This is a genomic window from Streptomyces sp. NPDC032126 (assembly GCF_055580085.1).
Genome location: NZ_JBVIMA010000003.1, coordinates 298,455 through 323,087 on the forward strand (window position 1 = coordinate 298,455; position 24,633 = coordinate 323,087).

24 protein-coding genes are annotated in these 24,633 nt (G+C 73.2%); 15 read left to right on the plus strand and 9 right to left on the minus strand.

What is annotated here, in order from left to right:
- Positions 1 to 27: 27 nt before the first annotated feature.
- The 4 genes from ACZ5NW_RS14320 to ACZ5NW_RS14335 all read left to right on the plus strand — a co-directional run bounded on the left by ACZ5NW_RS14320 (position 28) and on the right by ACZ5NW_RS14335 (position 4,290).
- On the plus strand, positions 28 to 1,365 hold the full coding sequence (locus ACZ5NW_RS14320) for an ATP-grasp domain-containing protein (RefSeq protein WP_468744108.1): 1,338 nt from the start codon (positions 28 to 30) through the stop codon (positions 1,363 to 1,365).
- Positions 1,362 to 2,633, plus strand: coding sequence for an MFS transporter (locus ACZ5NW_RS14325; RefSeq protein WP_468744109.1), 1,272 nt, complete (start codon positions 1,362 to 1,364; stop codon positions 2,631 to 2,633). The genes ACZ5NW_RS14320 and ACZ5NW_RS14325 overlap by 4 nt, the downstream gene beginning before the upstream one ends.
- Entirely contained in the window at positions 2,634 to 3,230 is a 597-nt protein-coding gene (locus tag ACZ5NW_RS14330; RefSeq protein WP_468744110.1) for a GPP34 family phosphoprotein, read from the plus strand.
- 148 nt (positions 3,231 to 3,378) lie between these two features.
- Complete coding sequence (locus ACZ5NW_RS14335) at positions 3,379 to 4,290, plus strand: LuxR C-terminal-related transcriptional regulator (RefSeq protein WP_468744111.1); 912 nt, start codon at positions 3,379 to 3,381, stop codon at positions 4,288 to 4,290.
- A 9-nt stretch (positions 4,291 to 4,299) separates the two neighbouring features.
- Here ACZ5NW_RS14335 and ACZ5NW_RS14340 read toward each other — a convergent pair whose 3' ends face one another.
- The gene (locus tag ACZ5NW_RS14340) at positions 4,300 to 5,190 is read right to left on the minus strand and encodes a D-hexose-6-phosphate mutarotase (protein WP_468744112.1); all 891 of its coding nucleotides are present in this window, start codon (positions 5,188 to 5,190) and stop codon (positions 4,300 to 4,302) included.
- Between the two features lie 178 nt (positions 5,191 to 5,368).
- Here ACZ5NW_RS14340 and ACZ5NW_RS14345 point away from each other — a divergent pair, with 178 nt between their 5' ends.
- The 3 genes from ACZ5NW_RS14345 to ACZ5NW_RS14355 all read left to right on the plus strand — a co-directional run bounded on the left by ACZ5NW_RS14345 (position 5,369) and on the right by ACZ5NW_RS14355 (position 8,143).
- On the plus strand, positions 5,369 to 6,859 hold the full coding sequence (locus ACZ5NW_RS14345) for a DUF2252 domain-containing protein (RefSeq protein WP_468744113.1): 1,491 nt from the start codon (positions 5,369 to 5,371) through the stop codon (positions 6,857 to 6,859).
- Positions 6,860 to 6,959: 100 nt separating this feature from the next.
- Positions 6,960 to 7,763, plus strand: coding sequence for a hypothetical protein (locus tag ACZ5NW_RS14350; RefSeq protein ID WP_468744114.1), 804 nt, complete (start codon positions 6,960 to 6,962; stop codon positions 7,761 to 7,763).
- A 50-nt stretch (positions 7,764 to 7,813) separates the two neighbouring features.
- A complete protein-coding gene (locus ACZ5NW_RS14355; RefSeq protein ID WP_468744490.1) occupies positions 7,814 to 8,143 on the plus strand; it encodes a rhodanese-like domain-containing protein in 330 nt (109 codons plus the stop codon).
- 24 nt (positions 8,144 to 8,167) lie between these two features.
- On the opposite strand, the gene ACZ5NW_RS14360 is transcribed toward ACZ5NW_RS14355, so the two are convergent.
- The 6 genes from ACZ5NW_RS14360 to paaA form a co-directional block, all read right to left on the minus strand.
- Positions 8,168 to 9,400, minus strand: coding sequence for an acyl-CoA dehydrogenase family protein (locus ACZ5NW_RS14360; protein ID WP_468744115.1), 1,233 nt, complete (start codon positions 9,398 to 9,400; stop codon positions 8,168 to 8,170).
- Between the two features lie 141 nt (positions 9,401 to 9,541).
- On the minus strand, positions 9,542 to 10,603 hold the full coding sequence (locus ACZ5NW_RS14365; RefSeq protein WP_468744116.1) for a 2Fe-2S iron-sulfur cluster-binding protein: 1,062 nt from the start codon (positions 10,601 to 10,603) through the stop codon (positions 9,542 to 9,544).
- Complete coding sequence (paaD, locus tag ACZ5NW_RS14370) at positions 10,603 to 11,148, minus strand: 1,2-phenylacetyl-CoA epoxidase subunit PaaD (RefSeq protein ID WP_468744117.1); 546 nt, start codon at positions 11,146 to 11,148, stop codon at positions 10,603 to 10,605. Before paaD ends, ACZ5NW_RS14365 begins: the two co-directional genes overlap by 1 nt.
- A complete protein-coding gene (gene paaC / locus ACZ5NW_RS14375) occupies positions 11,142 to 11,897 on the minus strand; it encodes a 1,2-phenylacetyl-CoA epoxidase subunit PaaC (RefSeq protein ID WP_468744118.1) in 756 nt (251 codons plus the stop codon). The genes paaD and paaC overlap by 7 nt, the downstream gene beginning before the upstream one ends.
- Positions 11,894 to 12,181 carry a 1,2-phenylacetyl-CoA epoxidase subunit PaaB gene (gene paaB / locus ACZ5NW_RS14380; protein ID WP_397962134.1) on the minus strand — a complete coding sequence of 96 codons (288 nt, stop codon included), beginning with the start codon at positions 12,179 to 12,181 and terminating at the stop codon, positions 11,894 to 11,896. Before paaB ends, paaC begins: the two co-directional genes overlap by 4 nt.
- Positions 12,178 to 13,155, minus strand: a complete 978-nt coding sequence (gene paaA, locus ACZ5NW_RS14385; protein ID WP_468744119.1) for a 1,2-phenylacetyl-CoA epoxidase subunit PaaA — start codon at positions 13,153 to 13,155, stop codon at positions 12,178 to 12,180. Before paaA ends, paaB begins: the two co-directional genes overlap by 4 nt.
- A gap of 277 nt (positions 13,156 to 13,432) precedes the next feature.
- Here paaA and ACZ5NW_RS14390 point away from each other — a divergent pair, with 277 nt between their 5' ends.
- Genes ACZ5NW_RS14390 through ACZ5NW_RS14400 form a run of 3 tightly spaced genes read left to right on the plus strand, consistent with a single transcriptional unit; the run spans position 13,433 to position 16,226 of the window.
- Complete coding sequence (locus ACZ5NW_RS14390; RefSeq protein WP_468744120.1) at positions 13,433 to 14,260, plus strand: DUF5819 family protein; 828 nt, start codon at positions 13,433 to 13,435, stop codon at positions 14,258 to 14,260.
- Entirely contained in the window at positions 14,257 to 15,489 is a 1,233-nt protein-coding gene (locus ACZ5NW_RS14395) for an HTTM domain-containing protein (protein WP_468744121.1), read from the plus strand. Before ACZ5NW_RS14390 ends, ACZ5NW_RS14395 begins: the two co-directional genes overlap by 4 nt.
- Entirely contained in the window at positions 15,486 to 16,226 is a 741-nt protein-coding gene (locus ACZ5NW_RS14400) for a TrmH family RNA methyltransferase (RefSeq protein WP_468744122.1), read from the plus strand. The genes ACZ5NW_RS14395 and ACZ5NW_RS14400 overlap by 4 nt, the downstream gene beginning before the upstream one ends.
- Positions 16,227 to 16,274: 48 nt before the next feature.
- Here ACZ5NW_RS14400 and paaN read toward each other — a convergent pair whose 3' ends face one another.
- Positions 16,275 to 17,966, minus strand: a complete 1,692-nt coding sequence (gene paaN / locus ACZ5NW_RS14405) for a phenylacetic acid degradation protein PaaN (RefSeq protein WP_468744123.1) — start codon at positions 17,964 to 17,966, stop codon at positions 16,275 to 16,277.
- 161 nt (positions 17,967 to 18,127) lie between these two features.
- Here paaN and ACZ5NW_RS14410 point away from each other — a divergent pair, with 161 nt between their 5' ends.
- Positions 18,128 to 19,642, plus strand: coding sequence for a 3-hydroxyacyl-CoA dehydrogenase (locus ACZ5NW_RS14410; RefSeq protein ID WP_468744124.1), 1,515 nt, complete (start codon positions 18,128 to 18,130; stop codon positions 19,640 to 19,642).
- Entirely contained in the window at positions 19,639 to 20,229 is a 591-nt protein-coding gene (locus tag ACZ5NW_RS14415) for a TetR/AcrR family transcriptional regulator (RefSeq protein WP_468744125.1), read from the plus strand. Before ACZ5NW_RS14410 ends, ACZ5NW_RS14415 begins: the two co-directional genes overlap by 4 nt.
- Before the next feature lie 50 nt (positions 20,230 to 20,279).
- On the opposite strand, the gene ACZ5NW_RS14420 is transcribed toward ACZ5NW_RS14415, so the two are convergent.
- On the minus strand, positions 20,280 to 20,780 hold the full coding sequence (locus tag ACZ5NW_RS14420) for an Lrp/AsnC family transcriptional regulator (RefSeq protein WP_468744126.1): 501 nt from the start codon (positions 20,778 to 20,780) through the stop codon (positions 20,280 to 20,282).
- A gap of 176 nt (positions 20,781 to 20,956) precedes the next feature.
- Between ACZ5NW_RS14420 and pdhA the strand changes: the two genes are divergently transcribed.
- Genes pdhA through ACZ5NW_RS14435 form a run of 3 tightly spaced genes read left to right on the plus strand, consistent with a single transcriptional unit; the run spans position 20,957 to position 24,632 of the window.
- Positions 20,957 to 22,090: a pyruvate dehydrogenase (acetyl-transferring) E1 component subunit alpha gene (gene pdhA / locus ACZ5NW_RS14425; protein WP_468744127.1), complete on the plus strand. Its 1,134-nt coding sequence runs from the start codon at positions 20,957 to 20,959 to the stop codon at positions 22,088 to 22,090.
- On the plus strand, positions 22,090 to 23,094 hold the full coding sequence (locus ACZ5NW_RS14430) for an alpha-ketoacid dehydrogenase subunit beta (RefSeq protein WP_468744128.1): 1,005 nt from the start codon (positions 22,090 to 22,092) through the stop codon (positions 23,092 to 23,094). The genes pdhA and ACZ5NW_RS14430 overlap by 1 nt, the downstream gene beginning before the upstream one ends.
- Positions 23,094 to 24,632 (plus strand): dihydrolipoamide acetyltransferase family protein, encoded by a 1,539-nt coding sequence (locus ACZ5NW_RS14435; RefSeq protein ID WP_468744129.1) that lies wholly within the window; start codon positions 23,094 to 23,096, stop codon positions 24,630 to 24,632. The genes ACZ5NW_RS14430 and ACZ5NW_RS14435 overlap by 1 nt, the downstream gene beginning before the upstream one ends.
- Position 24,633: the final 1 nt, after the last annotated feature.

Sequence of the window (24,633 nt, forward strand, 5' to 3'; positions counted from 1 at the left end):
CAGTTGCAACAGTTGGAGGTCAGACCCATGGTCGGGCAAGAGAGCGTTGTGCGAGAGGGCGGGGACGGCGCCGCCGTCGCGGTGATCGGCTGGGATCCGTCGCTGGTCAGGGAGGTGGTCGGGCGGGGTCTGCGGCCCGTCATGGTGCGCGATGTGCGCGCCCATCTGCGGGGCGCGTCGATCGCGCTGCCCGAGCAGACCGAGGAGATCGTCGTCGAGGACATCACCGATGTCGGCGACGTGTGGGCCGGGCTCACCCGGCACTTCGGCGAGCGGCTGCACGAGGACCTGCGCGCCGTCGTCACGTTCGACGAGTTCGCCGTCTCCACGGTGGCGGCCCTCACCTCGCTGCTGCACCTGCCGGGCACCCGCCCCGAACACGCGGTGCTCATGCGGGACAAGCACCTCCAGAAGCAGGCCGTGCTGGCGGCGGGACTGCCCGCGGCCGCCTCCCGCCTGGTGGTGCCCGGCAGCGAACTGGTCCGTACGCCCTTCCCCGGCCCCTGTGTCGTCAAGCCGGTCGCCGGGGGCGGCACGGCGCACACCGAACTGGTGCGCACCGAGGCCGCGTACGAGGCGCTGCTGGAGAGACTGGCCGCCTCGGCGACGTCGCCCTTCGTCGTGGAGGACCTTGTCGACGTGGCCGAGGAGTGGATCGTCGACGGCGCGATGCAGGACGGCGCCGTGGTCTTCTCCTCGGTGGGCCGCTACGCCGCGCCCTGTCTGTCGTACACGACCGACGCCGAGCCGCTGCACATCTACCGGGCGGACGGCACGGGCGCGGACGAGCGGTGCGAGCAGGCACGCGCCGTCGCCGGCAAGGCACTTCAGGCCCTCGGCTACACCGACGGCGTCTTCCACATGGAGCTGCTGCTGGACCGGGATGGCACGTTCCACTTCGGCGAGGTCGCGGCCCGGGTCGGCGGCGGCCTGATCCAGGAGGGGGTGCTGTACAAGCACGGCTTCTCGCTGGCCGGCGCCGCCGTGGACGTGGCGCTCGGCCGCCCGGTGACGGCCGCGGTCGAGCCCACCGACCGCTGTGTGGCCACGACCTCGCTGCACCTGCCGCGCGGCACCGTCGTCAAGCTGCCGGACCCCGCGCGCTTCACCGCGCCGGACGACATCCACGAACTGCGCGTCGCGGCCCTGCTCGGGGTCAACGACCCGCCGCAGGTGCGGGCGACGACCAGCTGGCAGGGCCTCGCCCTGGTCTCGGCCGACTCGATCGACGCGCTCGACGCCCGCCTGGCCGCCGTACGCCGAGAGTTCGCCGAACAGTCCCTGGTCGCGCCGACGTTCGGCACCGGCGTCCAGCAGCGCGCCTTCATGGCCGCCTACGAGGACGCCTGGAGGCGGCTGCTGTGAGCCTCACCAGCGTGCTGCGCGCGGATCTGCGCCCGCTGCGCATCCCCGCCTTCCGGCGGTACTGGACCGGCTTCGCCGCCTCCTGCTTCGGCGACGGCATGGTCCCCCTGGTCACCGCCTTCGCCGTCATCGGACAGGGCGACGGGGCCGTCGAACTCGGCGCGGTGCTCGCCGTGGGGCTGCTGTGCCGGCTCGCGGCGACCCTCGTCGGCGGCGTCCTCGCCGACCGGATGTCCCGGCTGCGCCTCATGGCGGCCGCCGACGTACTGCGCTGCACGGTCCAGCTCACCCTCGCCGGACTCCTCGTCACCGGCCACGGCTCCGCCCTCGTCCTCGCCGCCGGCAACGCGCTCTACGGCGTCGGCGCCGGACTGTTCGGCCCGGCGTCCAAGGGCCTGCTGCCGGCGCTCGTCGGCAAGGAACTGCTCCAGCAGGGCGTCGCCATCCAGGCGCTGACCCGCAGCACCTGCATGGTCATCGGGCCGGCCGTCGCGGGCATGCTGATCCCCCTCGCCGGCACCCAGTCCGTGTACGTCATCGACGCGGCGACCTTCGCCGTCAACATCGCCGTCCTGCTGCGGCTGCCCGCCACCCGCCCCGACACCACCGGCAAGACCTCCTTCCGCGCCGATCTGGTCGAGGGGTGGAGCGAGATGGTCCGGCGCCGGTGGGTGTCCGCCAATCTCGTCGTGCACGCCCTGTGGAACTTCGGCATGGCCGTCTTCTTCGTCCTCGGCCCGGTGCTGGCCGACGAGCGCCTCGGCGGACCCGCCGCCTGGGGCGTGGTCAGCGCGGGCATGGCCGTGGGCTCGCTCACCGGCGGGGTGCTGGCGCTGCGCTGGCGGCCGCGCCGGCCGCTGATCGCGGGCAACCTCGTGCTGCTCGCCTCCGGCCTGCCGCTGCTCGCCCTGTGGCTCGGCTGGTCCACGCCCTGGCTGGCGCTGGCCGCCGCCGTCGCCGACGCCTGCGTCGTGCTCCTCAACACCCTGTGGGAGGCCACCCTCCAGCGCGTCATCCCCGACCAGGTGCTCTCCCGGGTGGCCTCGTACGACTTCCTCCTCACGATGATGTCGATGCCGCTCGCCTACGCCCTCATCGGCCCGATGACCGGCCGGCTCGGCACCGACGGGACCCTGCTCACGGGGGCGGCGCTGGTGATGGTGCCCTGCGTGTGGGTGGTCCTGCTGCCGTCGGTACGGCGCATCGGCGGGCCGCAGGCGCGGGACGCGGACGCCGCGCCGGCCCCCGAACTGGCGGAGGCGGCGTAGGTGCTGGCGCGGACGTACCTCCTGCTCGCCGCGGGCGCCCTGGACGGGGACCTGCCCGCCCGGCGGACCGAGGCCGGCACGGGCGCCGCGGGGGCCCTCCTGCTCTCCCTCGCGCTCGACGGGCGCGTGGAGGTGCGCCGGGGGACCGTCGTGACCGGGCGGGAGCGGCCGCGCCCGGTGAGCGCCTGGGTGCGCACGACGGCCGACGAGGCGTACGGGACGGTCCTGGACGACCTCCTGCGGTCCGGCGCCCTCACTCCCGTCCGCCGCGGCAACCGTTTCCTGGCCCGTGAACGGTACGAACCCGCCGATCACCCCTCCTATGAACGCCAGGTGACCGCCGTCCGCCACGCCCTGTTCGGCTATCCCCCGCCGAACAGGAACGGCGCACTGCTCGCCTCCCTGCTGTGCGCCACGGGAATACACCGGGCCCTGTTCCGTCAACTGACCCGACGCCAGTTGAAGAACTGGACGGTCCTGGAGGAAACCCTTTCCATGGTGTGCGACCAAAGGGAACGGGAACTGGTGGCCGTCATCTGCGAGGGGGTCGAGAATGCCCTCTCCGCGCGGGCCGAGGAGCTCCAGTTGGGGCGTTGACCTGCGCAAACCAGTCAGTATCATGAGGGCGCTCTGACCAGGGTGATCGTGACGGCTTTCAAGGGGGACCGGGATGCTCTCGAGCGTCGGGCTGAAAAAGCAGGATCATGACGTGTATCGGGCGCTTCTTCTCCACCCCGACTGGGATATGGCGGAAATCCAGAAGCAGGTCGGAGCGCCCGAGGAAGAGATACGCGCATCGCTCGACCGGCTCACCAAGCTGTCCCTGATCAGATCTTCCAGCGGCGCCGGCCAATTGGTCCCGGTCAATCCCCAGGTGGGTCTGACCCCGCTGCTCGAACAGATCCGCGCCGACCTCGACGCCCGCCAGGCCGCCATCTCCCGCGACCTCGCCGTCGTCGCCGCCCTGGCCTCCGAGTACACCTCCGCGCGCGTGCAGGCGGGCGCCGAGGGCGTGGAGCGCCTCAACGGCGTGGAGAGCGTCCGGGTGCGGCTGACGGAACTGTCCCAGCAGGCGACCTCCGAGGTCCGCGCGTTCATGCCCGGCGGCGCGCTCAGCGGCGCGGCGCTGGAGGCCTGCCGGCCGCTCGACGAGCACAACCTGGACCGGGGCGTGCGGATGCAGACCGTCTACCTGGACAGCGTGCGCAACGACGCCGCCACGGTCGACTACGCCACCTGGTTCACCGCCCGCGGCGGGCAGACCCGCACCGTGCCCTCGCTGCCGATGCGGCTGATCCTGTGCGACCGCTCCGTCGCGGTGATCCCGGTCAACGAGGACGCCAGCCGGGAGGGCGCGTTCGTCATCCGGCTCAAGAGCGTCGTCGCCGCCCTGGACGAGCTGTTCGACCTGGTCTGGGAGCGGGCCGTCCCGCTCGGCGAGGCCCCCAGCGCCGACCTCGACGGCGACGGCCCGAGCGACCGCGACCTGGCCCTGCTGAGGATGCTGGAGGACGGCCTCACCGACGAGGGCGTCGGCCGCAAGCTCGGCGTCTCCATCCGCACCGTCCGCCGCCTCATGGCGGACCTGCTGAAACGACTGAACGCCCAGAGCCGCTTCCAGGCGGGGGTGGAGGCGGTACGGCGGGGGTGGCTGTGAGCGGTGCGGCTACGAGTGGTGCGGCGGCCGTACGGTGAGCGTCGTCGCGAGGCGGGCCGGGGTGTCTCGTGCCGTGCCGGGCAGGGGCCGGCCGATCCGTGCCGTCTCCACGCACACGAACGTGCTGTGGGCGTCGTCGGCGAGGTCGGCCATGCCCCGGATCACCTCCGCGCCCGGGTTCCACACCACCACCTCGCTGTGCTCTTCGTGCCGCACCTCGACGACCCGGCCCAGCTCGCCGTCGCGCACCTCGGAGACCGTCGCCGCACGCGTGTAGTACCGCTCGATCTCCGCACCCCCGGTGAGACGCAGCGGCCCGTCCTGCCGCCCTGGCGCGCCCTCGCGCAGACCGTCCGTGTACGCCTCGCCCAGCCCCGCGATGTCCACCTGGCCGGTGTCCCCGACGTGCAGATAGGTGTGCAGCGCGGCGACGCTGGGCGCGTCCGCGCGGACCTCCAGCTCGACGGCGCACTCCCGGCCCAGCGTGATCCGGACGGCCAGCTCGAAGTCGTACGGCCACAACGCGCGCGTGTCCGGCGTGCCGCGCAGCCCGAGCGTGAGCCGTACCGCGTCGTCGGTCTCATGGCATCCGGTGAGTTCCCAGAGGCTGGTCCGGGCGAAGCCGTGCATCGGCTCGCCGGCGTCGTCGAACCACGGCCAGCACAGCGGGATGCCGCCCCGCACGGGCGCGCCCTCGGCCCAGACCGCCCGCTCGCTGAGCCACAGCACCGGCTCGTGCCCGCGCGGCTGCCAGGCCACCACCTGCGCGCCCCGCACGCACACCGCGCCCCGCGCCTCGGGGTGCTCGACGACGAGCAGCGGCATGCCGTCGAGGCGGCGGAGGGTGACGGACCGGGCCAGTACCTCGTCGACGGGCAGGTCGAAGATCATCTCGGACATGGGACGACCTTGGGGCGCCCGGCCCGGCGGGTCAAGTGGGGGCGGCGCCGAGCTTCGCGAGGTTTCGCGAGGTGGGGAGCCGCGCGGGGAGTTGTCCACAGGCCTGCCGCGGTCGGGGCCGTCGGCGGTACGGTCTGCACGAGTTGATGTTCGTACGTGTACGGGGGAGGCGGTCGTCGTGACCGGGACCGGTGCGGGTGTGGAGGCGGCGTCGGCGGTGGCCGGGGCCGGTGCGGAGACGACCGCGGAGGCTGTGGCCGCCGCGGCGGTCGCCGGGGCGGGGCGTGGGCGGCTGCCGAGGGTGCGCGGGCTCGCAGACTGGCCGGCCGAGGGCTCTCCGAAGGACGAGGGCAAGGCCCTGCGCCGGGGCGTCCCGCGCGCGGCGCACGCCGTGTTCGAGGCCGACCCCTCCCGCCCGGACGCGGTGACGGCGGTCGAGGAGTCCAACCGCGGCCGCATCGAACACCTCACGCCGATAAGGGCGGGCCGGATGGCGGCCACCCCCTTCGCCTTCCTGCGCGGCTCGGCGGGCCTCATGGCCTACGACCTGGCCCGCACGCCCATGACGAGGATCCGCGCCCAGATCTGCGGCGACGCGCACGCGGCCAACTTCGGCCTGTACGGCGACGCGCGCGGCGGCCTGGTCATCGATCTGAACGACTTCGACGAGACGGTGGACGGCCCCTGGGAGTGGGACCTGAAGCGGCTCGCGGCCTCGCTGGTGCTGGCGGGCCGGGAGGCGGGCGCCGACGAGGACACGTGCCGCAAGGCGGCGTACGACGCGACGGGCGCCTACCGGCGCACGATGCGGCTGCTGGCGAATCTGCCGGTCCTGGACGCGTGGAACGCCATCGCGGACGAGGAACTGGTCTCCCACACCGACGCCCACGACCTGCTGGGCACGCTGGAGCGGGTCTCGGAGAAGGCGCGGGCCAACACCAGCGGACGATTCGCGGCGAAGTCGACCGAGCCGACGGAGGAGGGCGGCCGGCGCTTCGTGGACGCGCCGCCGGTGCTGCGCCGGGTCGGCGATGAGGAGGCGGCGGCGGTGACGGCGTCCCTGGAGCCGTACCTCGCGACGCTCTCCGAGGACCGCCACCCGCTGCTCGCCCGCCACGCGGTGCACGACGTGGCGTTCCGCATCGTCGGCACGGGCAGTGTCGGCACCCGCTCGTACGTCGTCCTGCTCCTGGACCACCGGGGCGAGCCGCTGATCCTCCAGGTGAAGGAGGCCCGCCCCTCGGCCCTGCTGCCGCACCTGCTGACGGCCGGCTTCGACACCGCGCCGGTCGAGCACGAGGGCCGCAGGGTGGTGCTGGGCCAGAAGCGCATGCAGGTGGTGAGCGACATCCTGCTGGGCTGGACGACCGTCGACGGCCTGCCCTACCAGGTCCGCCAGTTCCGCAACCGCAAGGGCAGCGTCGACCCGTCCGCTCTCGCCGCCGACCAGATCGACGACTACGCCCGTATGACCGGCGCCCTCCTGGCCCGCGCCCACTCCCACAGCGCCGACCCCCGCCTGATCTCCGGCTACTGCGGCAAGAGCGACGAACTGGACGAGGCGATCGCCACGTTCGCCGTCGCCTATGCCGACCGCACGGAGGCGGACCACGCGGATCTGGTGGCGGGGGTGAGGTCGGGCCGTATCGCGGCGGAGATGGGCGTCTGATGCGGGCGGCGGGACGGGCTGCGGGACAGTCGTGCCGCTGGGGCGCAGACCCACCCCCTCGGCCCCCGGCCCCGCCCCTCCGCAGCGCTAGTCTGGTCGGGTGACGACCCCCGAAGCAGAGCCCGAGCAGCCGCGCCCCGAGGAGCGGCTGGAGCGGGCCGTGCGGGCCGCCGAGCAGGCGTTGATCGAGTTCGAGATCGCGGTGGAGACCTTCCGCGTCGAGGTCGAGAACTTCTCCCGGCTGCACCACCAGAAGCTCGGCCCGATGTACGCCCGCCTCGACGAGCTCGACGCGCTGATCGCCGAGGCCCGCGCCGCCCGCACCGGCGACCCCGAGGACCGCCGCAAGGCGGAGGAGGCCCGGGCCCGGGTGCTGCCGATGCCGGGGGTCGAGGAGCTGTTCCACGGCTGGATGGACGGCGACGGCCTGTTCCCGGAGGCCGCCGCGATGCTCACGGACCAGTCGGTGCGCCCCCCGGAGCGGGTGCGCCCCAGCGCCGAGGCCCGCAAGCTCTACCGCGAGCTGGCCCGCAAGGCCCACCCCGACCTGGCCCGCGAGGAGGGCGAACGGGCCCGCCGCGAGGAGTTCCTCTCCCGCGTCAACGCCGCCTACGCGCGGGGCGACGAGCCCCTGCTGCGCGAGCTGGCCGAGGAGTGGGAGGCCGGCCCGGTGCCGCCCGAGCAGCGGCCCAGCCACAGCGAGGAGCTCTACGCCCGCCTGGAATGGCTCTCCCGGCGCAAGGAACTGCTCACCCAGGTCGCCAAGGAGCTGGAGGACAGCGCCATCGGCTCGATGCTCCGGCTGGCCCCGGACGACCCGGACCGCCTCCTCGACGAGATCGCCGAACAGCTCCTCGCCGATGTCGCGGCCCGCGAGGCCGAGCTGGCGGAGCTCGTCGCCTGAGGGACTGGACACGGTCGGGTAGCGTCGGGGGCATGAGTTTCGGAGCTGGTGTGCCCACGGTCGAGGTCGGCGACCTCAAGGACGACGACTTCCTGCTGGACGTCCGCGAGACGGACGAGTGGGTCGCGGGGCACGCGGAAGGTGCCCTGCACATCCCCATGAGCGAGTTCGTCGCCCGCTACGGCGAGTTCACCGAGGCCGCCCCGCAGGACGGCCGCGTCCATGTGATCTGCCGCTCGGGCGGCCGGTCCGCCCAGGTCACGATGTACCTCGTGCAGCAGGGCATCGACGCGGCGAACGTCGCCGGCGGCATGCAGAGCTGGGAGGCCACCGGCCGCCCCGTCGTCACGGACGCGGGCGAGCCGGGCTTCGTGGTCTAGGGCCGCCCTGCCTGGGGCTCGGGCTCACGCGAGGGGGTGGGCGGCCAGCAGGTCGCCCAGGCTCTCCTCGTGCGCCGCCGCCGGGCCGAGCGCCAGCTCGAGGTGCTTGGCCCAGGCGTGGTACCGGTGCAGCGGATAGTCGACGTCGGCCCCGAAGCCGCCGTGCAGATGCTGTGCCGTCTGCACCACCCGCCGTACGCCCTCCGCCGCCCAGATCTTCGCCACGGCGACGTCCCCGGCGGCCGGCAGCGCCCCCGGCGCCCCCGAGGCGATCCGCCACGCCGCCTGCCACAGGGTGACCTCCATCGCGCGCAGGTCGATGTAGCGGTCGGCGGCCTGTACGGCGACGGCCTGGAACGTGGCGATCGGATGCCCGAACTGCTCCCGCTTGCCCGCGTACTCGCCCGTCATCCGCAGCACTCGCTCCCCCAACCCCAGCGCCAGCGCGCACGTCCCGGTGGCCAGCAACTCCCGCAGCCACTCCCAGGCGCCCTCCGCCTCGACGACGTACGCGTCCGCCACCCGCGCCGACTCCAGCCGCAGCTCCCCGAGCCGCTCGCCGTTCGTGGACACCTGCTCGGCGAGTACGGTCCCGTCCCGGCCCGGCGTCACCAACGCGAGGACGGTACGGCCGCCGCCGGTGTGCGCCGGGACGACGACGAAGTCCGCGTCGTAGGCCCACGCCACCAAAGTCTGCACCCCATCCAGAACCCAACCCCCACCCGGACCTCCGGCGCCCGCCCCCATGTCACCGGCGCCCGCCCCCAAGTCACCAGTGCCCGAGCCCAGGTCGCCGGTGCCCGCCTCGCCGTGCCCTTCGGCCCGTCGTGCGGTGACCGCTCGTTCCGCCGGGTCGTGTCCGGTGCGGCCGTGCGCGGCGACGGTCAGCACGATCTCCCCCCGGCCGGCCCGCGCCAGCAGCTCCCGCGCCGGCCCCCTTCCCGCGTAGCGCTGCACGGCCGCCAGCGCGGCGCTGTGCTCCAGCAGCGGCACCCGGGCCAGCACCTTCGCCGACTCCCGCAGCACCAGGCACAGCGCGATCGCGTCCAGGCCCGCCCCACCGGACTCCTCGTCGAGCAGCAGGCTCAGCAGATCGGCGTCGGCGAGCCTCGCCCACAGCGCCCGGTCGAAGCCCTCGGCGACGGGGGCGCCCCGGGTGAGCGCCGGGCTGGGCACCGCGTCGGGCGCCACCCCCGCGAACACTCCCCGGGCCGCCTCGGCCGCCGCCAACTGCTCCTCGCTGAAGGTGAAGTCCACGGCCCTGTCCTCCCGACGGGTGCGGCGATCCGGCGGCGACGGCCACCGGATCTGACGGTCCGTCAAGATAGAACAGGTTCTAGAAGAAGGGAACGCCCGCAACGGATCGCGGACGTCCCCCGGTCGAAGCCCCTGCGCGTCCTACCGGTCGAAGTCCAGCTCCACCTTCTCCGTCACCGGATGCGACTGGCAGGCCAGTACATAGCCCGCGTCCGTCTCCTCCGGCTCCAGCGCGAAGTTGCGGTCCATCCGCACCTCGCCGGTGACCAGGAAGGCCCGGCAGGTCCCGCACACCCCGCCCTTGCAGGCGTAGGGCGCGTCGGGGCGGTTGCGCAGCACCGTCTCCAGCAGCGACTCCCCGTCCCGCACCGGCCAGCTTCCGGCGCGGCCGTCGAGCCGGGCGGTCACCGTGCTGTGGGCGGGCGCGGGTATCGCGGACGTGGGCGCGACGGGGTCCACATGGAAGATCTCCTCGTGGATCCGCGCCCGGGGCACCCCGAGCTCCCGCAGCGCCTTCTCCGCGCCCTCGACCAGCCCGTACGGCCCGCACAGGAACCAGCCCGCCACCGCCGCCACCGGCACCAGCGACGGCAGCAGCGAGGTCAGCCGCTCCCGGTCCAGTCGCCCGGAGGGCAGTCCGGCCTGCTGTTCCTCCCGCGACAGCACGGTGATCAGCTGCAACCGGTCCGGCCAGCGGTCCTTGAGGTCGGCGACCTCCTCCAGGAACATCGTGGAGGCCGTCGTCCGGTCGCTGCGGATCAGACAGAACCGTGCCCCGGGCTCGCGCTCCAGCAGCGTCGAGACGATCGACAGCACCGGGGTGATGCCGCTGCCGCCCACGATCGCCGCGTACAGCCCGGGCGCCGGGTCGAGGGTGAAGCGCCCGGCCGGCGTCATCACCTCGATCTCGTCGCCGACGGCGATCTCCTTGAGCGCGTACGTCGAGAACTCCCCGCCCTCGACCAGCCGCACCCCCACCCGCAGCGTGTGCGGGCCCTCGCCGCCGGGCTCGGGCGCAGGGGAGCAGATCGAGTACGTCCGCCGGATCTCGGTGCCGTCGACCACGCGCCGCAGGGCGAGATGCTGGCCCGGCGCGTGCCGGTACTCCTCGCGCAGCGCGGCCGGCACCGCGAAGGTGAGGGCGACGGAGTCGTCGGTGAGCCGGTCCACCGCGGCCACCGGGAGCGGGTGGAAGCGGGCCATCACAACTCCTTGAAGTGGTCGAAGGGTTCGCGGCAGGCGAGGCAGCGCCGCAGCGCCTTGCACGCGGTCGACGAGAACCGGCTGAGCAGCTCGGTGTCCTCGGATCCGCAGTGCGGGCAGCGCACCCGCTCCGCAGGCGCGGTGAGCGTGCGCGTCGGGCCGAGGTCCAGGGGGACGGGCCCGGCGTCGCGCCGGGCGCGCGGGGGCGCGATGCCGAACTCCCGCAGCTTGCGGCGCCCTTCGGCGGAGATGTCGTCCGTGGACCAGGCGGGGCTGAGGACCGTGCGCACGGTGACCTCGCGCACCCCGTGCGCGTGCAGCGCCCGCTCGATGTCCACGGACATCGTCTCCAGGGCGGGGCAGCCGGTGTAGGTCGGGGTGAGTTCCACCTCGACGGCGGCGGCACCCTCGGCGTCCGGCTCGCTCACCCGCACGGCGCGCACGACGCCCAGCTCCTGGAGGGTGAGCACGGGCAGTTCGGGGTCGGGCACGGAACCGGCGACCTCAAGGAGTTCCGCCTCCAGCGGGGTGAGGGTGGTCACCATGACGCCCCCGGGTGGCTGCGGTGCAGATGCTGCATCTCGGCGAGCATCCGCCCGAAGGACTCGGTGTGCAGGCCCTGCCGGCCGGCGCCGGCCGTCCACGCGCCGCTCCTCGGGCCCTCGGGCACGCCCAGCGTGGCGCGGCGCAGGATGCCCCCGACGGACTCCAGCCAGGCCGCCTCCAGCGCCTCCCGGTCGACGTCCAGGCCCTCCACCGGCTCGAACATCTCCCCGGTGAACCGCCACAGGGCCTCGCACGCCGCCCGCATGCGGGCGTGGCTCTCCTCGGTGCCGTCGCCGAGGCGCAGGGCCCACTGCTCGGCGTGGTCGCGGTGGTAGGCGGTCTCCTTGACGGCCTTCGCGGCGAGCGGCGCGAACGCCCCGTCGCCCGCGGCCAAGTGCGCGTACAGCAGGTGCTGGTAGGTGGAGAAGTACAGCTGGCGGGCGATGGTGTGCGCGAAGTCGCCGTTCGGCTGCTCCACCAGCTGCAGATTGCGGAAGGCGCGCTCCTCGCGCAGATACGCCAGTTCGTCCTCGTCGCCGGCCATCGAGAGCAGGACCCGGGCCTGGCCCAGCAGGTCCAGCGCGATGTTGGCGAGGGCGACCTCCTCCTCCAGCACGGGGGCGTGCCCCATCCACTCGCCCAGGCGGTGGGAGAGCACCAGCGCGTCGTCGCCGAGGGCGAGGGCGGCGGCCGTGGACACGGTGTGGTCGGCGGCCGTGGACACGGCGCGGTCGGTGGGCGCGGTCACAGGTGCTTCACCCCCTCCGGGATGTCGTAGAACGTCGGGTGGCGGTACGGCTTGTCGGCGGCCGGCTCGAAGAAGGGGTCCTTCTCGTCGGGCGAGGACGCGGTGATCGCGGCGGACGGGACGACCCAGATGGAGACGCCCTCGCCGCGCCGGGTGTACAGATCGCGCGCGTTGCGCAGGGCGAACTCCGCGTCCGGCGCGTGCAGGCTGCCGGCGTGGGTGTGGGACAGGCCCCGGCGCGAACGCACGAAGACCTCCCACAGGGGCCAGTCGGTGTTGGTCATGCCTGCCGCTCTCCTGTCTCGTCGCTGTGCTTGGCCGCGTAGGCCGCGGCGGCCTCGCGCACCCAGGCGCCCTCGTCGTGCGCCCGGCGGCGCTGGGTCAGCCGTTGCTCGTTGCACGGGCCGTTGCCCTTGAGGACCTCCTTGAACTCCGTCCAGTCGATCGGGCCGGAGTCGTAGTGCCCCCGCTCCTCGTTCCACGAGAGTTCCGGGTCGGGCAGGGTCAGGCCGAGGGACTCCGCCTGCGGGACGCAGATGTCGATGAATCGCTGGCGCAGCTCGTCGTTGGAGAACCGCTTGATCTTCCAGGCCATCGACTGCGCGGAGTGCGCGGACTCGTCGTCGGGCGGGCCGAACATCATCAGCGACGGCCACCACCAGCGGTCCACGGCGTCCTGCGCCATCGCGTGCTGCTCGGGGGTGCCCTGGCTGAGGGCCAGCAGCAGCTCGTACCCCTGGCGCTGGTGGAAGGACTCCTCCTTGCAGACGCGGACCATCGCGCGTGCGTACGGGCCGTAGGAGCAGCGGCACAGGGGCACCTGGTTGGTGATCGCCGCGCCGTCCACCAGCCAGCCGATGGCGCCGACGTCCGCCCAGGTCAGCGTGGGGTAGTTGAAGATCGAGGAGTACTTCTGGCGGCCCGTGTGGAGCTTGTCGAGGAGCTCGTCGCGGCTGGTGCCGAGGGTCTCCGCCGCGCTGTAGAGATACAGGCCGTGGCCGGCCTCGTCCTGGACCTTCGCCATCAGGATCGCCTTGCGGCGCAGCGAGGGCGCGCGCGTGATCCAGTTGGCCTCCGGCTGCATGCCGATGATCTCGGAGTGGGCGTGCTGGGCGATCTGGCGCACCAGCGTCGCGCGATACGAGTCCGGCATCCAGTCGCGTGGCTCGATGCGCTCGTCGGCGGCCACCGCGGCGTCGAAGGCGCGCTCCAGGGCGTCCTCGGTGCCGACCGTGTGCTGCGCGGCTGCTGTCGCCATGCGGTCCCCCTCGACCTCGGTTCCCGACCGATCGTTCGGTCCGTGCCATTCCATGGTGAGTCGGCCGTCGTAGGGTGTCAACCGCTGTGGATAACCTGCCGGGACCGCCTGTGGACCGTCCCACCCTCGGTGGTCGAGGGGGGAAAGCTGCGCACGGCGGCGGAGCTGAGTACCTTTCCGTGGAACCGCCGCGCTACAGCCGTCCGGGTGAATCCGATTCCGGGTGCAGAGGTCGGCGGGCGGCCGGAAGAGAACCGGACATCGGAAACGGGGCGGAATGAACACGCACGACGGAGGCGCCGACGCCCCGTACGGGCCGGACGCGGAGGCATCGGAGCGACCGCCGGGCGGGGCAGCCGGGACGGCCGCGCAGGCGGAGACCGGCGAGACCGCGGGCACTCCCGCTGAGGGGTCCGCAGCCGGGGAGCCTTCCGCCGGGCCCGCGCCCGCCGAGGCCCGCACCGGCGTCGCCGCCCTCTCCCTGCGCTACCAGATCGGCGCGGCCGTCGCGGTCGCCGCCGTGGCCGTGGCGGTCTGTGTCCACCTCGGGATGGTGTTCCTGCACGTCGCGCCGTCGAACACGGTGACGAAGTCGCACGGCAAGGCGATCGAGGAGTGGATCTACCCCGAGTTCGAGCAGAACTGGAAGCTCTTCGCGCCGAACCCGCTCCAGCAGAACATCGCCGTCCAGGTCCGCGCCCAGATCAGGACCCCGGACGGCACGTCGCGCACCACCGGCTGGTTCGACCTGTCCGCTCAGGACGGCCGGGCCATCGACGGCAACCTGGTGCCGAGCCACACCCAGCAGAACGAAGTGCGTCGCGCGTGGGACTTCGTCGTCGCCACGCACGACAGCGACGACCGTCCGGTCGGCGAGCGCGGCGCCCTGTCCGAGGCGTATGTGCGCCGCATCGCCGTCATGCGCCTGGAGCGCGGCGGCGTGGTCGGCGAGGACGGCGTCGTCGAGCGGGTCCAGCTGCGCTCCCGCTCCACCAACGTGGCACCGCCCGACTGGTCCTCCGAGAAGATCTCCCTGCAGCCGTCCTACCGCGTCATGCCCTGGTGGACCGTGTCCGGCGACGAGGCCGAGGGAGGTGCGCGATGAACCGGATCACCCTGGCCCTGTCGAGCGCTGTCGCCCGGGCCACCGGCTCGGCGCTCGGGCCGTACCAGAGCGCCGTCATCCGTATCGGCTTCAGCCTGACCTGGCTGCTGTTCCTGCTGCGCGAGTTCCCGCACCGCGCGGAGATGTACGGCCCCGACGGCCCGTGGAGCTGGACGCTGGCCCGGCGGCTGCTGGACATGAACGGCGCCTTCACCGCGCTGATCTGGTCCGACAGCCGGGTGTGGTTCGAGATCGTCTACGCGCTCGCCGTGCTGGCCGCCGCCCTGCTGCTGGTGGGCTGGCGCACCCGCACGATGTCGGTGCTGTTCATGGTCGGGGTGCTGTCGCTGCAGAACCGCAGCGTCTTCCTTGGTGACGGCGGCGACAACGTCCTGCACCTGATGGCGATCTACCTGGTCTTCACCCGGTGCGGCCAGGTCTGGTCGCTGGACGCGCGGCGCGCCCGGCGCACCGAGGAGGCACGCGCGCGAGGCGAGTGGATCCCCGACCGGGCCGGGCCCGCCCTGTGGGCCGTCTCCGGGGTCGCTCTGGTGGCGGCGACCGCGTCCGGCAAGTTGTTCGGCGGTGAGTGGCCGATCCCCGCCCTCCTGTGGGCCGCGTGGGCCGCGCACGCCCTGTGGTGGCTCACGGGCCGGCGGCGGGCGCGGTCCGCCGAGCCGCGCATCCTGCTCGACGTGATCACGAACGTCCTGCACAACGGCGCGCTCGTGGTGGTCATGGCCGAGGCGTGCATGATCTACGCGACGGCCGGCTGGTACAAGATCCAGGGCTCGCGCTGGCAGGACGGCACCGCCGTCTACTACCCGCTCCACCTGGACTACTTCTCGCCCTGGCCCGGCCTCGGCGACCTGCTGTCCAGCAACGGCACCATGGTCATGCTCATCACCTACGGCACCGTGATCGCGCAGGTGGCCTTCCCCTTCACCCTGTTCAACCGGCGGGTCAAGAACGTCCTGCTGGCCGTGATGATGACCGAGCACGCGGCGATCGCCCTCATCCTCGGACTGCCGTTCTTCTCGCTGGCGATGATCGCGGCGGACTCCGTCTTCCTGCCGACGCCCTTCCTGCGCCGCCTGGGCGTCCTCGTCGCACACGCGCGTGTCCGCTTCTTCACCAAGGACGGCGGCCCCGGTGTCCCGCCTCAGCGGCAGGAGCCCCCGCGGGAGGCGGAGCGGCCCGAGCACAGCCACGTAGGCTTCACGGCATGAACGACCCCCTCGGCGCGTGGCGCGGCCTCGCCGGCGCCGCCGTCCTGCTCGACGGCTTCCACGCCCTCAAGCACGCGCTGCGCTTCGGCGCCGAGGTTCCGGTGGCCGTCACCGCCGACCGCGCGGCCACGCTCGCCCTCGCCGACGAGCTGGCACCGGACGTACGGGAGCGGATGGCCGGCCTGCTGGCCGAGGTGCCGAGGGCGGTCTACGAGGACCTGGTACCGCGCCCGCACCCCACCGCGGTGGCCGCCCTGGCGGTACGGCCCTCCCGCGCGGCCCACCTGGAGACGCTGGCCCGGATTCCGCGCCCCGCGCCCGTGGTGGTCCTCGACGACCCGCGCAACCTGGGCAACGCGGGCGCCGTGATCCGTCTGGCGGCGGGCTTCGGCGCGACCGGGGTCGTCACGACCGGCACCCTCGACCCCTGGCATCCCACGGTGGTGCGGGGCGGGGCGGGGCTGCACTTCGCGACGGCGGTGGAGCGCCTCACGATCGCGGAACTGCCCCCGGGCCCGCTGTTCGCGCTGGACCCGGAGGGCGAGGACATCCGCGGCGTGAAGCTCCCGGACGACGCGTTGCTGGCCTTCGGCAGCGAGCGCAGCGGCCTGTCACCCGACCTGCGCGCGCGTGCCGACCACCTGCTGTCGCTGCCGATGCGCCCCCAGGTCTCCAGCTACAACCTGGCGACGAGCGTGGCGATGACGCTGTACCACTGGAGCCTGGACCGGGCCTGAGCTTGGACCGGGCCTGAGCCTGGACCAGGCTTCAGCCTGGATCGGTGCTCAGGCCTCCCGGCGCACCTCGACGACCCGGAAGCGGTTGGCCACGAACGCGCCGTCGCACAGCGCGGCGTTGGCCGCCGGGTTGCCGCCCGACCCGTGGAAGTCGGAGAACGCGGCGGTCTGGTTGACGTACACCCCGCCCGTGAGGTTCAGCGACAGCTGCGCGGCCTCCTCCAGGCAGACCTCCTGGACGGCCTCCTCGACCTCGGGGTCGACCGTGTACGCGCCCACGGTCATCGCGCCCTTCTCCCGCACCGTCCGTCGCAGCAGCTCCACCGCGTCGCCCGCGGAGTCGACGGCGACGGCGAAGGAGACCGGACCGAAGCACTCGCTCATGTAGGCGGCCTCGGCGTCCGGCTTGGCGCCGTCCAGCTTGAGGATGACCGGCGTGCGCACGACCGCGCCCGGGAAGTCGGGGTTGCTGATCTCACGGGAGGCGAGCGCGACCTCGCCGAGCCCGGCCGCCGCCTCCAGGCGGGCCTTCACATCCGGGTTGACGATGGCGCCGAGCAGCGCGTTCGCGCGGGCGTCGTCACCGAGGAGGCCGTCGACCGCGCGCGCGAGGTCGGCCGTGACCTCGTCGAAGGTCTTGGGGCCCTCGTCGGTGCGGATGCCGTCGCGCGGCACGAGGAGGTTCTGCGGGGTGGTGCACATCTGGCCGCTGTACAGCGACAGCGAGAACGCCAGGTTGGACAGCATTCCCTTGTAGTCGGAGGTCGACTCGACGATCACCGTGTTGACGCCGGCCTTCTCCGTGTAGACCTGCGCCTGGCGGGCGTTGGTCTCCAGCCAGTCGCCGAAGGCGGTCGAGCCGGTGTAGTCGATGATCCGGATCTCGGGGCGCGTGGCCAGGGTCTTGGCGATGCCCTCGCCGGGCCGCTCGGCGGCCAGCGCGACCAGGTTCGGGTCGAAGCCGGCCTCGGCGAGCACCTCGCGCGCGACCTGCACGGTCAGCGCGAGCGGCAGCACCGCGCGTGGGTGGGGCTTCACGAGGACCGCGTTGCCGGTGGCCAGGGAGGCGAACAGGCCCGGGTAGCCGTTCCACGTCGGGAAGGTGTTGCAGCCGATGAGCAGCGCGACACCGCGCGGGACGGGCGTGAACCGCTTGGTCAGCGCGAGCGGGTCCCGCTTGCCCTGCGGCTTGCTCCACTCCGCCGTGTCGGGGGTGCGCACCTGCTCCACATACGCGTAGGCCACCGCCTCCAGGCCGCGGTCCTGCGCGTGCGGGCCGCCCGCCTGGAACGCCATCATGAACGCCTGGCCGGAGGTGTGCATGACCGCGTGCGCGAACTCGTGCGTCCGGTCGGAGATCCGCTTGAGGATCTCCAAACAGACCACCGAGCGGATCTCCGCCCCCGCGTCGCGCCACGCGCGCTGCCCCTCCCGCATGGCCGGCAGCAGGACGTCCACGTCCGCGTGCGGGTAGGTCACGCCCAGCTCGATGCCGTACGGCGAGACCTCGCCGCCCACCCAGTCGTCCGTGCCCGGCTGGCCGAGGTCGAGGCGGCTGTTCAGCAGCGCGTCGAAGGCGGCCTTGCCCGCCGCCGCGTCCAGGCTGCCGCTCTCCCCGTACGCCTTCGGGTGCTCGGGGTGCGGGGACCAGTACGCGCGCGTGCGGATGGCCTCCAGCGCCTGGTCGAGGGTGGGCCGGTGCTTGGCGATCAGGTCGTGCGCGGTCAGCTGGGCGGCCATGCGGGACCAACTCCTTGTTTCAAAGAACTCGCCGTCGAGTTCATGACCTGGGCAGAAACATGGGCAGGAATGAGCAGTCAGGGTTAGAGTAACCGAACGATCGGTCGGGACAAGGGGGCCTGCCGCATCTGTGGAAAACCCCGTGCGGGAGGATCGCGCACATGACAGCACTCGACCTCAGCAGCCCCGTGGCCGTCGTGGGCACGGGCACCATGGGCCAGGGCATCGCCCAGGTCGCGTTGGTCGCGGGCCACCGGGTACGGCTGTACGACGCCGCACCGGGCCGCGCCCGGGAAGCGGCCGCCGCGATCGGCGCGCGCCTCGACCGGCTGGTCGAGAAGGACCGCCTCACGCCCGCCGACCGGGACGCCGCCCGCGCCCGCCTGCTGCCCGCCGAGGACCTCACCGAACTCGCGGACTGCGCGCTGGTCGTCGAGGCCGTCCTGGAGCGGCTGGACGTCAAGCAGGAGCTGCTGCGCGCGCTGGAGGCGATCGTCTCCGACGACTGCCTGCTCGCCACCAACACCTCGTCCCTCTCGGTGACGGCCGTCGGCGGCGTCCTGCGCAACCCCGGCCGCTTCGTGGGCCTGCACTTCTTCAACCCGGCCCCGCTGATGCCGCTGGTCGAGGTCGTCTCCGGGTACGCCACCGACGTCACGTCGGCCACGCGCGCGTACGAGATGGCCCGCGCCTGGGGCAAGACTCCGGTGGCCTGCGCCGACACGCCCGGCTTCATCGTCAACCGCATCGCCCGGCCCTTCTACGCCGAGGCGTTCGCGGTCTACGAGGCCCAGGGCGCCGACCCGGCCACGATCGACGCCGTCCTGCGCGAGTCGGGCGGCTTCCGGATGGGCGCCTTCGAGCTGACCGATCTGATCGGCCAGGACGTCAACGAGTCCGTCACGCACTCCGTGTGGCAGTCCTTCTTCCAGGACGTGCGCTTCACCCCGTCCCTCGCCCAGCGCCGCCTGGTCGAGTCGGGCCGCCTCGGCCGCAAGTCGGGCCAGGGCTGGTACGACTACCGCGAGGACGCCGAGGCCGCCGAGCCGCACACCGCGGAGAAGCACCAGCCGCCCGCGTACGTGGTCGCCGAGGGCGACCTGGGTCCCGCGTCCGAGCTGCTCGCGATGATCCGCGAGGCGGGCATCCCGGTGCGCGAGGAGGAAGAGGACCACGGCACCCGCCTGGTGCTGCCCTCCGACGGACAGCTGGCGCTCGCCGACGGGCAGACCTCCGTGGAGTTCCGCGACGTCGTCTACTTCGACCTCGCCCTCGACTACCGCAAGGCCACCCGTATCGCGCTCTCCACCTCCCAGGACACCTCGCCGCAGGCCCTGTCGGAGGCGATCGGCCTGTTCCAGGCGCTCGGCAAGGACGTCAGCGTCATCGGTGACGTGCCCGGCATGATCGTCGCCCGGACGGTGGCCCGGATCGTCGACCTCGCGCACGACGCCGTCGCCAAGGGCGTCGCCACCGAGGAGGACATCGACACCGCCATGCGGCTCGGCGTGAACTACCCCCTCGGCCCCTTCGAGTGGAGCCGCAGGCTGGGCCGCACCTGGGCCTGCTCCCTCCTGGACGACCTGCACGAACGCGACCCCTCCGGCCGCTACGCGCCCTCCCTCGCCCTCTACCGGCACTCCTACGCCACCGAGAAGCGGGAGGGCGCCTCGTGACCACCGCCAAGCGCGACACGTACACCCCGGAGACCCTGCTCTCGGTCGCCGTGCAGGTCTTCAACGAGCGCGGCTACGACGGCACGTCCATGGAGCATCTCTCCCGGGCGGCCGGCATCTCCAAGTCGTCGATCTACCACCACGTCGCCGGCAAGGAGGAACTGCTGCGGCGGGCCGTCAGCCGCGCTCTGGACGGCCTGTTCGGGATCCTCGACGAGGAGCACGCGCGCGTGGGGCGCGCCGCCGCCCGCCTGGAGTACGTGGTGCGGCGCATGGTCGAGGTCCTCATCGCCGAACTCCCCTATGTGACCCTCCTCCTGCGCGTGCGGGGCAACACGGACACCGAGCGGTGGGCGCTGGAGCGGCGCCGGGACTTCGACCACCGGGTCGCCGAGCTCCTCAAGGCGGCCGCCGCGGACGGCGACGTGCGCGGCGACGTCGAGGTCCGTCTCGCCACCCGCCTGGTCTTCGGCATGATCAACTCGATCGTCGAGTGGTACCGCCCCGACGGCCGCGGCGCCGGCGAACGCGAGGTGGCGGACGCGGTCGCCCGCCTGGTCTTCACCGGCCTCCGCCGCGCCGGCTGACCCCGCCCACGCGGCCCCGGCCCCGGCTTCCGGCCCCCCGGAGCCGGGGCTCAGCTCTGCGGTTCCAGGTCCTCCTCCTCGAAGACCAGGAGCGTGCGCGTGCTCAGCACCTCGGGAATGGCCTGGAGCCGGGTGAGGACCAGCTCGCGCAGGGCCCTGTTGTCCGGCGTGTGGACCAGCAGCAGCACGTCGAAATCCCCGCCGACCAGGGCGATGTGGGAGGCGCCGGGCAGTTGGCGCAGCTGTTCGCGGACAGTGCGCCAGGTGTTCTGGACGATCTTCAGGGTGATGTACGCCGACGTGCCCTGGCCCGCCCGCTCATGGTCCACACGCGCGCCGAAGCCACGGATCACGCCGTCCTCGACGAGCCGGTTGATCCGCGCGTAGGCGTTGGCGCGCGAGACATGGACGCTTTCGGCGACCGATCGGATCGACGCGCGGCCGTCGGCCTGGAGCATCCGCAGGATGTCCTGGTCTATCGCGTCGAGGGGGCGCGCGGGTGGGAGGACGAGCGTCGGGTCCGGCCCGTCGGCCATTTGTTCAGGTGCCATGTCCCCCCGCCTCCCTACCATGGACGTACTGCGTCCATCTCAGGCTGTGCAGAACCGTTTGTCCACAGCCTGAGGCCACCCGTAGCCAAAATGTGCCGACGACCGAACAATCGGTAGGTGAGGCGCATCACAGCCGACGCGCCTCCCCGTAGCCGCTCCCACGAGGAGGTGCCGTCATGACGGTCATGGAGCAGCGAGGCGCTTACCGGCCCACGCCGCCGCCCGCCTGGCAGCCCCGCATGGACCCCGCGCCGCTGCTGCCCGACGCGGAGCCGTACCGCGTCCTGGGCACCGAGGCCGCAGCCAAGGCCGACCCGGAGCTGCTGCGCCGGCTCTACGCCCAGCTGGTGCGCGGTCGCCGGTACAACACGCAGGCCACCGCCCTCACCAAGCAGGGCCGCCTCGCCGTCTACCCCTCCAGCACCGGTCAGGAGGCCTGCGAGGTCGCCGCCGCGCTGGCCCTCAAGGAACGCGACTGGCTCTTCCCGAGCTACCGCGACACCCTCGCCGCCGTCGCACGCGGCGTGGACCCCGTCGAGGCGCTCACCCTGCTCCGCGGCGACTGGCACACCGGCTACGACCCGTACGCCCACCGCGTGGCCCCCCTGTGCACCCCGCTCGCCACCCAGCTCCCGCACGCCGTCGGCCTCGCCCACGCCGCCCGCCTCAAGGGCGACGACGTGGTCGCGCTGGCCATGGTCGGCGACGGCGGCACCAGCGAGGGCGACTTCCACGAGGCGCTGAACTTCGCGGCCGTCTGGCAGGCCCCCGTCGTCTTCCTCGTCCAGAACAACGGCTTCGCGATCTCCGTGCCGCTCGCCAAGCAGACCGCCGCGCCCTCCCTGGCCCACAAGGCCGTCGGATACGGCATGCCGGGCCGCCTGGTCGACGGAAACGACGCGGCCGCCGTGCACGAGGTCCTCTCCGACGCCGTGCGCCACGCGCGCGCCGGCGGCGGCCCCACCCTCGTCGAGGCGATCACCTACCGCATCGACGCCCACACCAACGCCGACGACGCCACCCGCTACCGCGGCGCGGACGAGGTCGAGACCTGGCGCGAGCACGACCCGATCCGGCTGCTGGAGCACGAGCTGACCGAGCGCGGCCTGCTCGACGAGGACGGCATCGAGGCCGCCCGCCAGGACGCCGAGGCCATGGCCGCCGCCCTGCGCGAGCGCATGAACCGGGACCCGGAGCTCGACCCCATGGACCTGTTCGCCCACGTCTACGCCGAGCCCACCCCGCAGCTGCGGGAGCAGCGCGCCCTGCTGCGCGCCGAGCTGGACGCCGAGCAGGAAGGGACCCACTGATGGCCACCGTCGCCCTCAAGCCGGCCACCATGGCCCAGGCCCTCACGCGCGCGCTGCGCGACGCGATGGCCGCCGACCCCACCGTCCATGTGATGGGCGAGGACGTCGGCACGCTGGGCGGCGTCTTCCGCGTCACCGACGGCCTCGCCAAGGAGTTCGGCGAGGACCGCTGCACCGACACCCCCCTCGCCGAGGCCGGCATCCTCGGCACCGCCGTCGGCATGGCGATGTACGGGCTGCGTCCGGTCGTGGAGATGCAGTTCGACGCCTTCGCCTACCCCGCGTTCGAGCAGCTGATCAGCCATGTCGCGCGGATGCGCAACCGCACGGGCGGCAAGATGCCCCTGCCGATCACGATCCGCGTCCCCTACGGCGGCGGCATCGGCGGAGTCGAGCACCACAGCGACTCCTCCGAGGCGTACTACATGGCGACTCCGGGGCTCCATGTCGTCACGCCCGCCACCGTCGCCGACGCCTACGGGCTGCTGCGCGCCGCCATCGCCTCCGACGACCCGGTCGTCGTCCTCGAACCGAAGCGGCTGTACTGGTCGAAGGACACCTGGAACCCGGACGACCCGCAGACCGTTGACCCGATAGGCCGCGCGGTGGTGCGGCGCTCGGGCCGGAGCGCCACCCTCATCACCTACGGTCCGTCGGTGCCCGTCTGCCTCGAAGCCGCCGAGGCGGCCCGGGCGGAGGGCTGGGACCTCGAAGTCGTCGACCTGCGTTCCCTGGTGCCTTTCGACGACGAGACGGTCTGCGCCTCGGTGCGGCGGACCGGCCGTGCGGTCGTCGTGCACGAATCGGGCTCCTTCGGCGGCCCGGGCGGGGAGATCGCGGCCCGCGTCACGGAGCGCTGCTTCCACCACCTGGAGGCGCCGGTGCTCCGCGTCGCCGGCTTCGACATCCCGTATCCGCCGCCGATGCTGGAGCGCCACCACCTGCCCGGCGTCGACCGCATCCTGGACGCCGTGGCGCGTCTGCAATGGGAGGCCCAGAACTGATGGCACAGGTGCTGGAGTTCAAGCTGCCCGACCTCGGTGAGGGGCTCACCGAGGCGGAGATCGTGCGCTGGCTGGTCGAGGTCGGCGATGTCGTCGCCATCGACCAGCCCGTCGTCGAGGTCGAGACGGCCAAGGCGATGGTCGAGGTCCCCTGCCCCTACGGCGGCGTGGTCACCGCCCGCTTCGGCGAGGAGGGCACGGAACTGCCGGTCGGCGCCCCGCTGCTGACGGTCGCCGTCGGCGCGCCGGCCTCCGGCGGTCCGGCCGATGGATCGGACGAGGGTTCGCTGGACCGGCCGACCGGCGCGGACGGGACCCCGGGAGCGGTACCGGGCGGCGGCGCCGGCACAGGCCCGGGCGGTGGTTCGGGTGCGGCTTCCGGGCGCGAGGGCTCCGGCAATGTGCTCGTGGGCTACGGCACGGGGGCGCCTCCCGCGCGCCGCAGGCGGGTCCGGCCGACGACCCCCTCGGCCACCGCGTCGGCCGCAGCGCCGACCGCCGCGAACGGCGTGGCGAGCGGCTCTCCGGCGGCCCCTTCGGCCCCCGTGGGTGCCGCTCCCGCCGTCGACACCGGCCGCGGTGAGGGACCCGTCCCCGTGATCTCGCCCCTCGTGCGGCGGCTCGCCCGGGAGAACGGCCTGGATCTGCGGGAGTTGACCGGCTCCGGGCCCGACGGACTGATTCTGCGGGCCGACGTGGAGGACGCGCTGCGGGTCGCCGCCGCGCAGGGACGCGGCACACGGCCCCGTACCCAGGCGACCCCGGCCCAGGCCCCCCAGCTCCAGCCGTCGCCCGGTGCGCCCGCCCGCGTGACGGCACCGACGGTCACCGCGTCCTCCGCCCTCACCGGCGGCACCCGCGTCCCCCTCAAGGGAGTCCGGGGCGCGGTCGCCGACAAGCTGTCCCGCAGCCGGCGCGAGATCCCGGACGCGACCTGCTGGGTGGACGCGGACGCCACCGAACTCATGCGCGCGCGTACGGCGATGAACGCGGCCGGGGGGCCGAAGATCTCCCTGCTGGCGCTCCTCGCCCGGATCTGCACGGCCGCCCTGGCCCGCTACCCCGAGCTGAACTCCACGGTCGACCTGGAGGCCCGCGAGGTCGTCCAGCTGGACCATGTGCACCTGGGCTTCGCCGCCCAGACCCCGCGCGGACTGGTCGTCCCCGTCGTCCGGGACGCCCACGCGCGCGACGCGGAGGGACTCACCGCGGAGTTCGGCCGGCTCACCGAGGCCGCCCGCGCGGGCAGCCTCACGCCCGCCGACCTGACCGGCGGCACCTTCACGCTCAACAACTACGGCGTGTTCGGCGTCGACGGCTCCACGCCGATCATCAACCACCCCGAGGCGGCGATGCTCGGCGTCGGCCGCATCGTGCCCAAGCCGTGGGTGCACGAGGGCGAACTGGCCGTGCGCCAGGTCGTCCAGCTCTCGCTCACCTTCGACCACCGGGTCTGCGACGGCGGCACCGCGGGCGGCTTCCTGCGCTATGTGGCGGACTGCGTCGAACAACCGGCGGTGCTGCTGCGGACCCTGTGAC

What these genes read in the sequence shown, in the direction of transcription:
- ACZ5NW_RS14320 (WP_468744108.1), top strand. Translation starts at nt 28, where the DNA reads ATGGTCGGGCAAGAGAGCGTTGTGCGAGAGGGCGGGGACGGCGCCGCC.
- ACZ5NW_RS14335 (WP_468744111.1), top strand. Translation starts at nt 3,379, where the DNA reads ATGGCGGAAATCCAGAAGCAGGTCGGAGCGCCCGAGGAAGAGATACGC.
- ACZ5NW_RS14340 (WP_468744112.1), bottom strand. Translation starts at nt 5,190, where the DNA reads ATGTCCGAGATGATCTTCGACCTGCCCGTCGACGAGGTACTGGCCCGG.
- ACZ5NW_RS14365 (WP_468744116.1), bottom strand. Translation starts at nt 10,603, where the DNA reads ATGGCCCGCTTCCACCCGCTCCCGGTGGCCGCGGTGGACCGGCTCACC.
- paaD (WP_468744117.1), bottom strand. Translation starts at nt 11,148, where the DNA reads ATGGTGACCACCCTCACCCCGCTGGAGGCGGAACTCCTTGAGGTCGCC.
- paaB (WP_397962134.1), bottom strand. Translation starts at nt 12,181, where the DNA reads ATGACCAACACCGACTGGCCCCTGTGGGAGGTCTTCGTGCGTTCGCGC.
- paaA (WP_468744119.1), bottom strand. Translation starts at nt 13,155, where the DNA reads ATGGCGACAGCAGCCGCGCAGCACACGGTCGGCACCGAGGACGCCCTG.
- ACZ5NW_RS14390 (WP_468744120.1), top strand. Translation starts at nt 13,433, where the DNA reads ATGAACACGCACGACGGAGGCGCCGACGCCCCGTACGGGCCGGACGCG.
- ACZ5NW_RS14395 (WP_468744121.1), top strand. Translation starts at nt 14,257, where the DNA reads ATGAACCGGATCACCCTGGCCCTGTCGAGCGCTGTCGCCCGGGCCACC.
- ACZ5NW_RS14400 (WP_468744122.1), top strand. Translation starts at nt 15,486, where the DNA reads ATGAACGACCCCCTCGGCGCGTGGCGCGGCCTCGCCGGCGCCGCCGTC.
- paaN (WP_468744123.1), bottom strand. Translation starts at nt 17,966, where the DNA reads ATGGCCGCCCAGCTGACCGCGCACGACCTGATCGCCAAGCACCGGCCC.
- ACZ5NW_RS14410 (WP_468744124.1), top strand. Translation starts at nt 18,128, where the DNA reads ATGACAGCACTCGACCTCAGCAGCCCCGTGGCCGTCGTGGGCACGGGC.
- ACZ5NW_RS14420 (WP_468744126.1), bottom strand. Translation starts at nt 20,780, where the DNA reads ATGGCACCTGAACAAATGGCCGACGGGCCGGACCCGACGCTCGTCCTC.
- pdhA (WP_468744127.1), top strand. Translation starts at nt 20,957, where the DNA reads ATGACGGTCATGGAGCAGCGAGGCGCTTACCGGCCCACGCCGCCGCCC.
- ACZ5NW_RS14430 (WP_468744128.1), top strand. Translation starts at nt 22,090, where the DNA reads ATGGCCACCGTCGCCCTCAAGCCGGCCACCATGGCCCAGGCCCTCACG.
- ACZ5NW_RS14435 (WP_468744129.1), top strand. Translation starts at nt 23,094, where the DNA reads ATGGCACAGGTGCTGGAGTTCAAGCTGCCCGACCTCGGTGAGGGGCTC.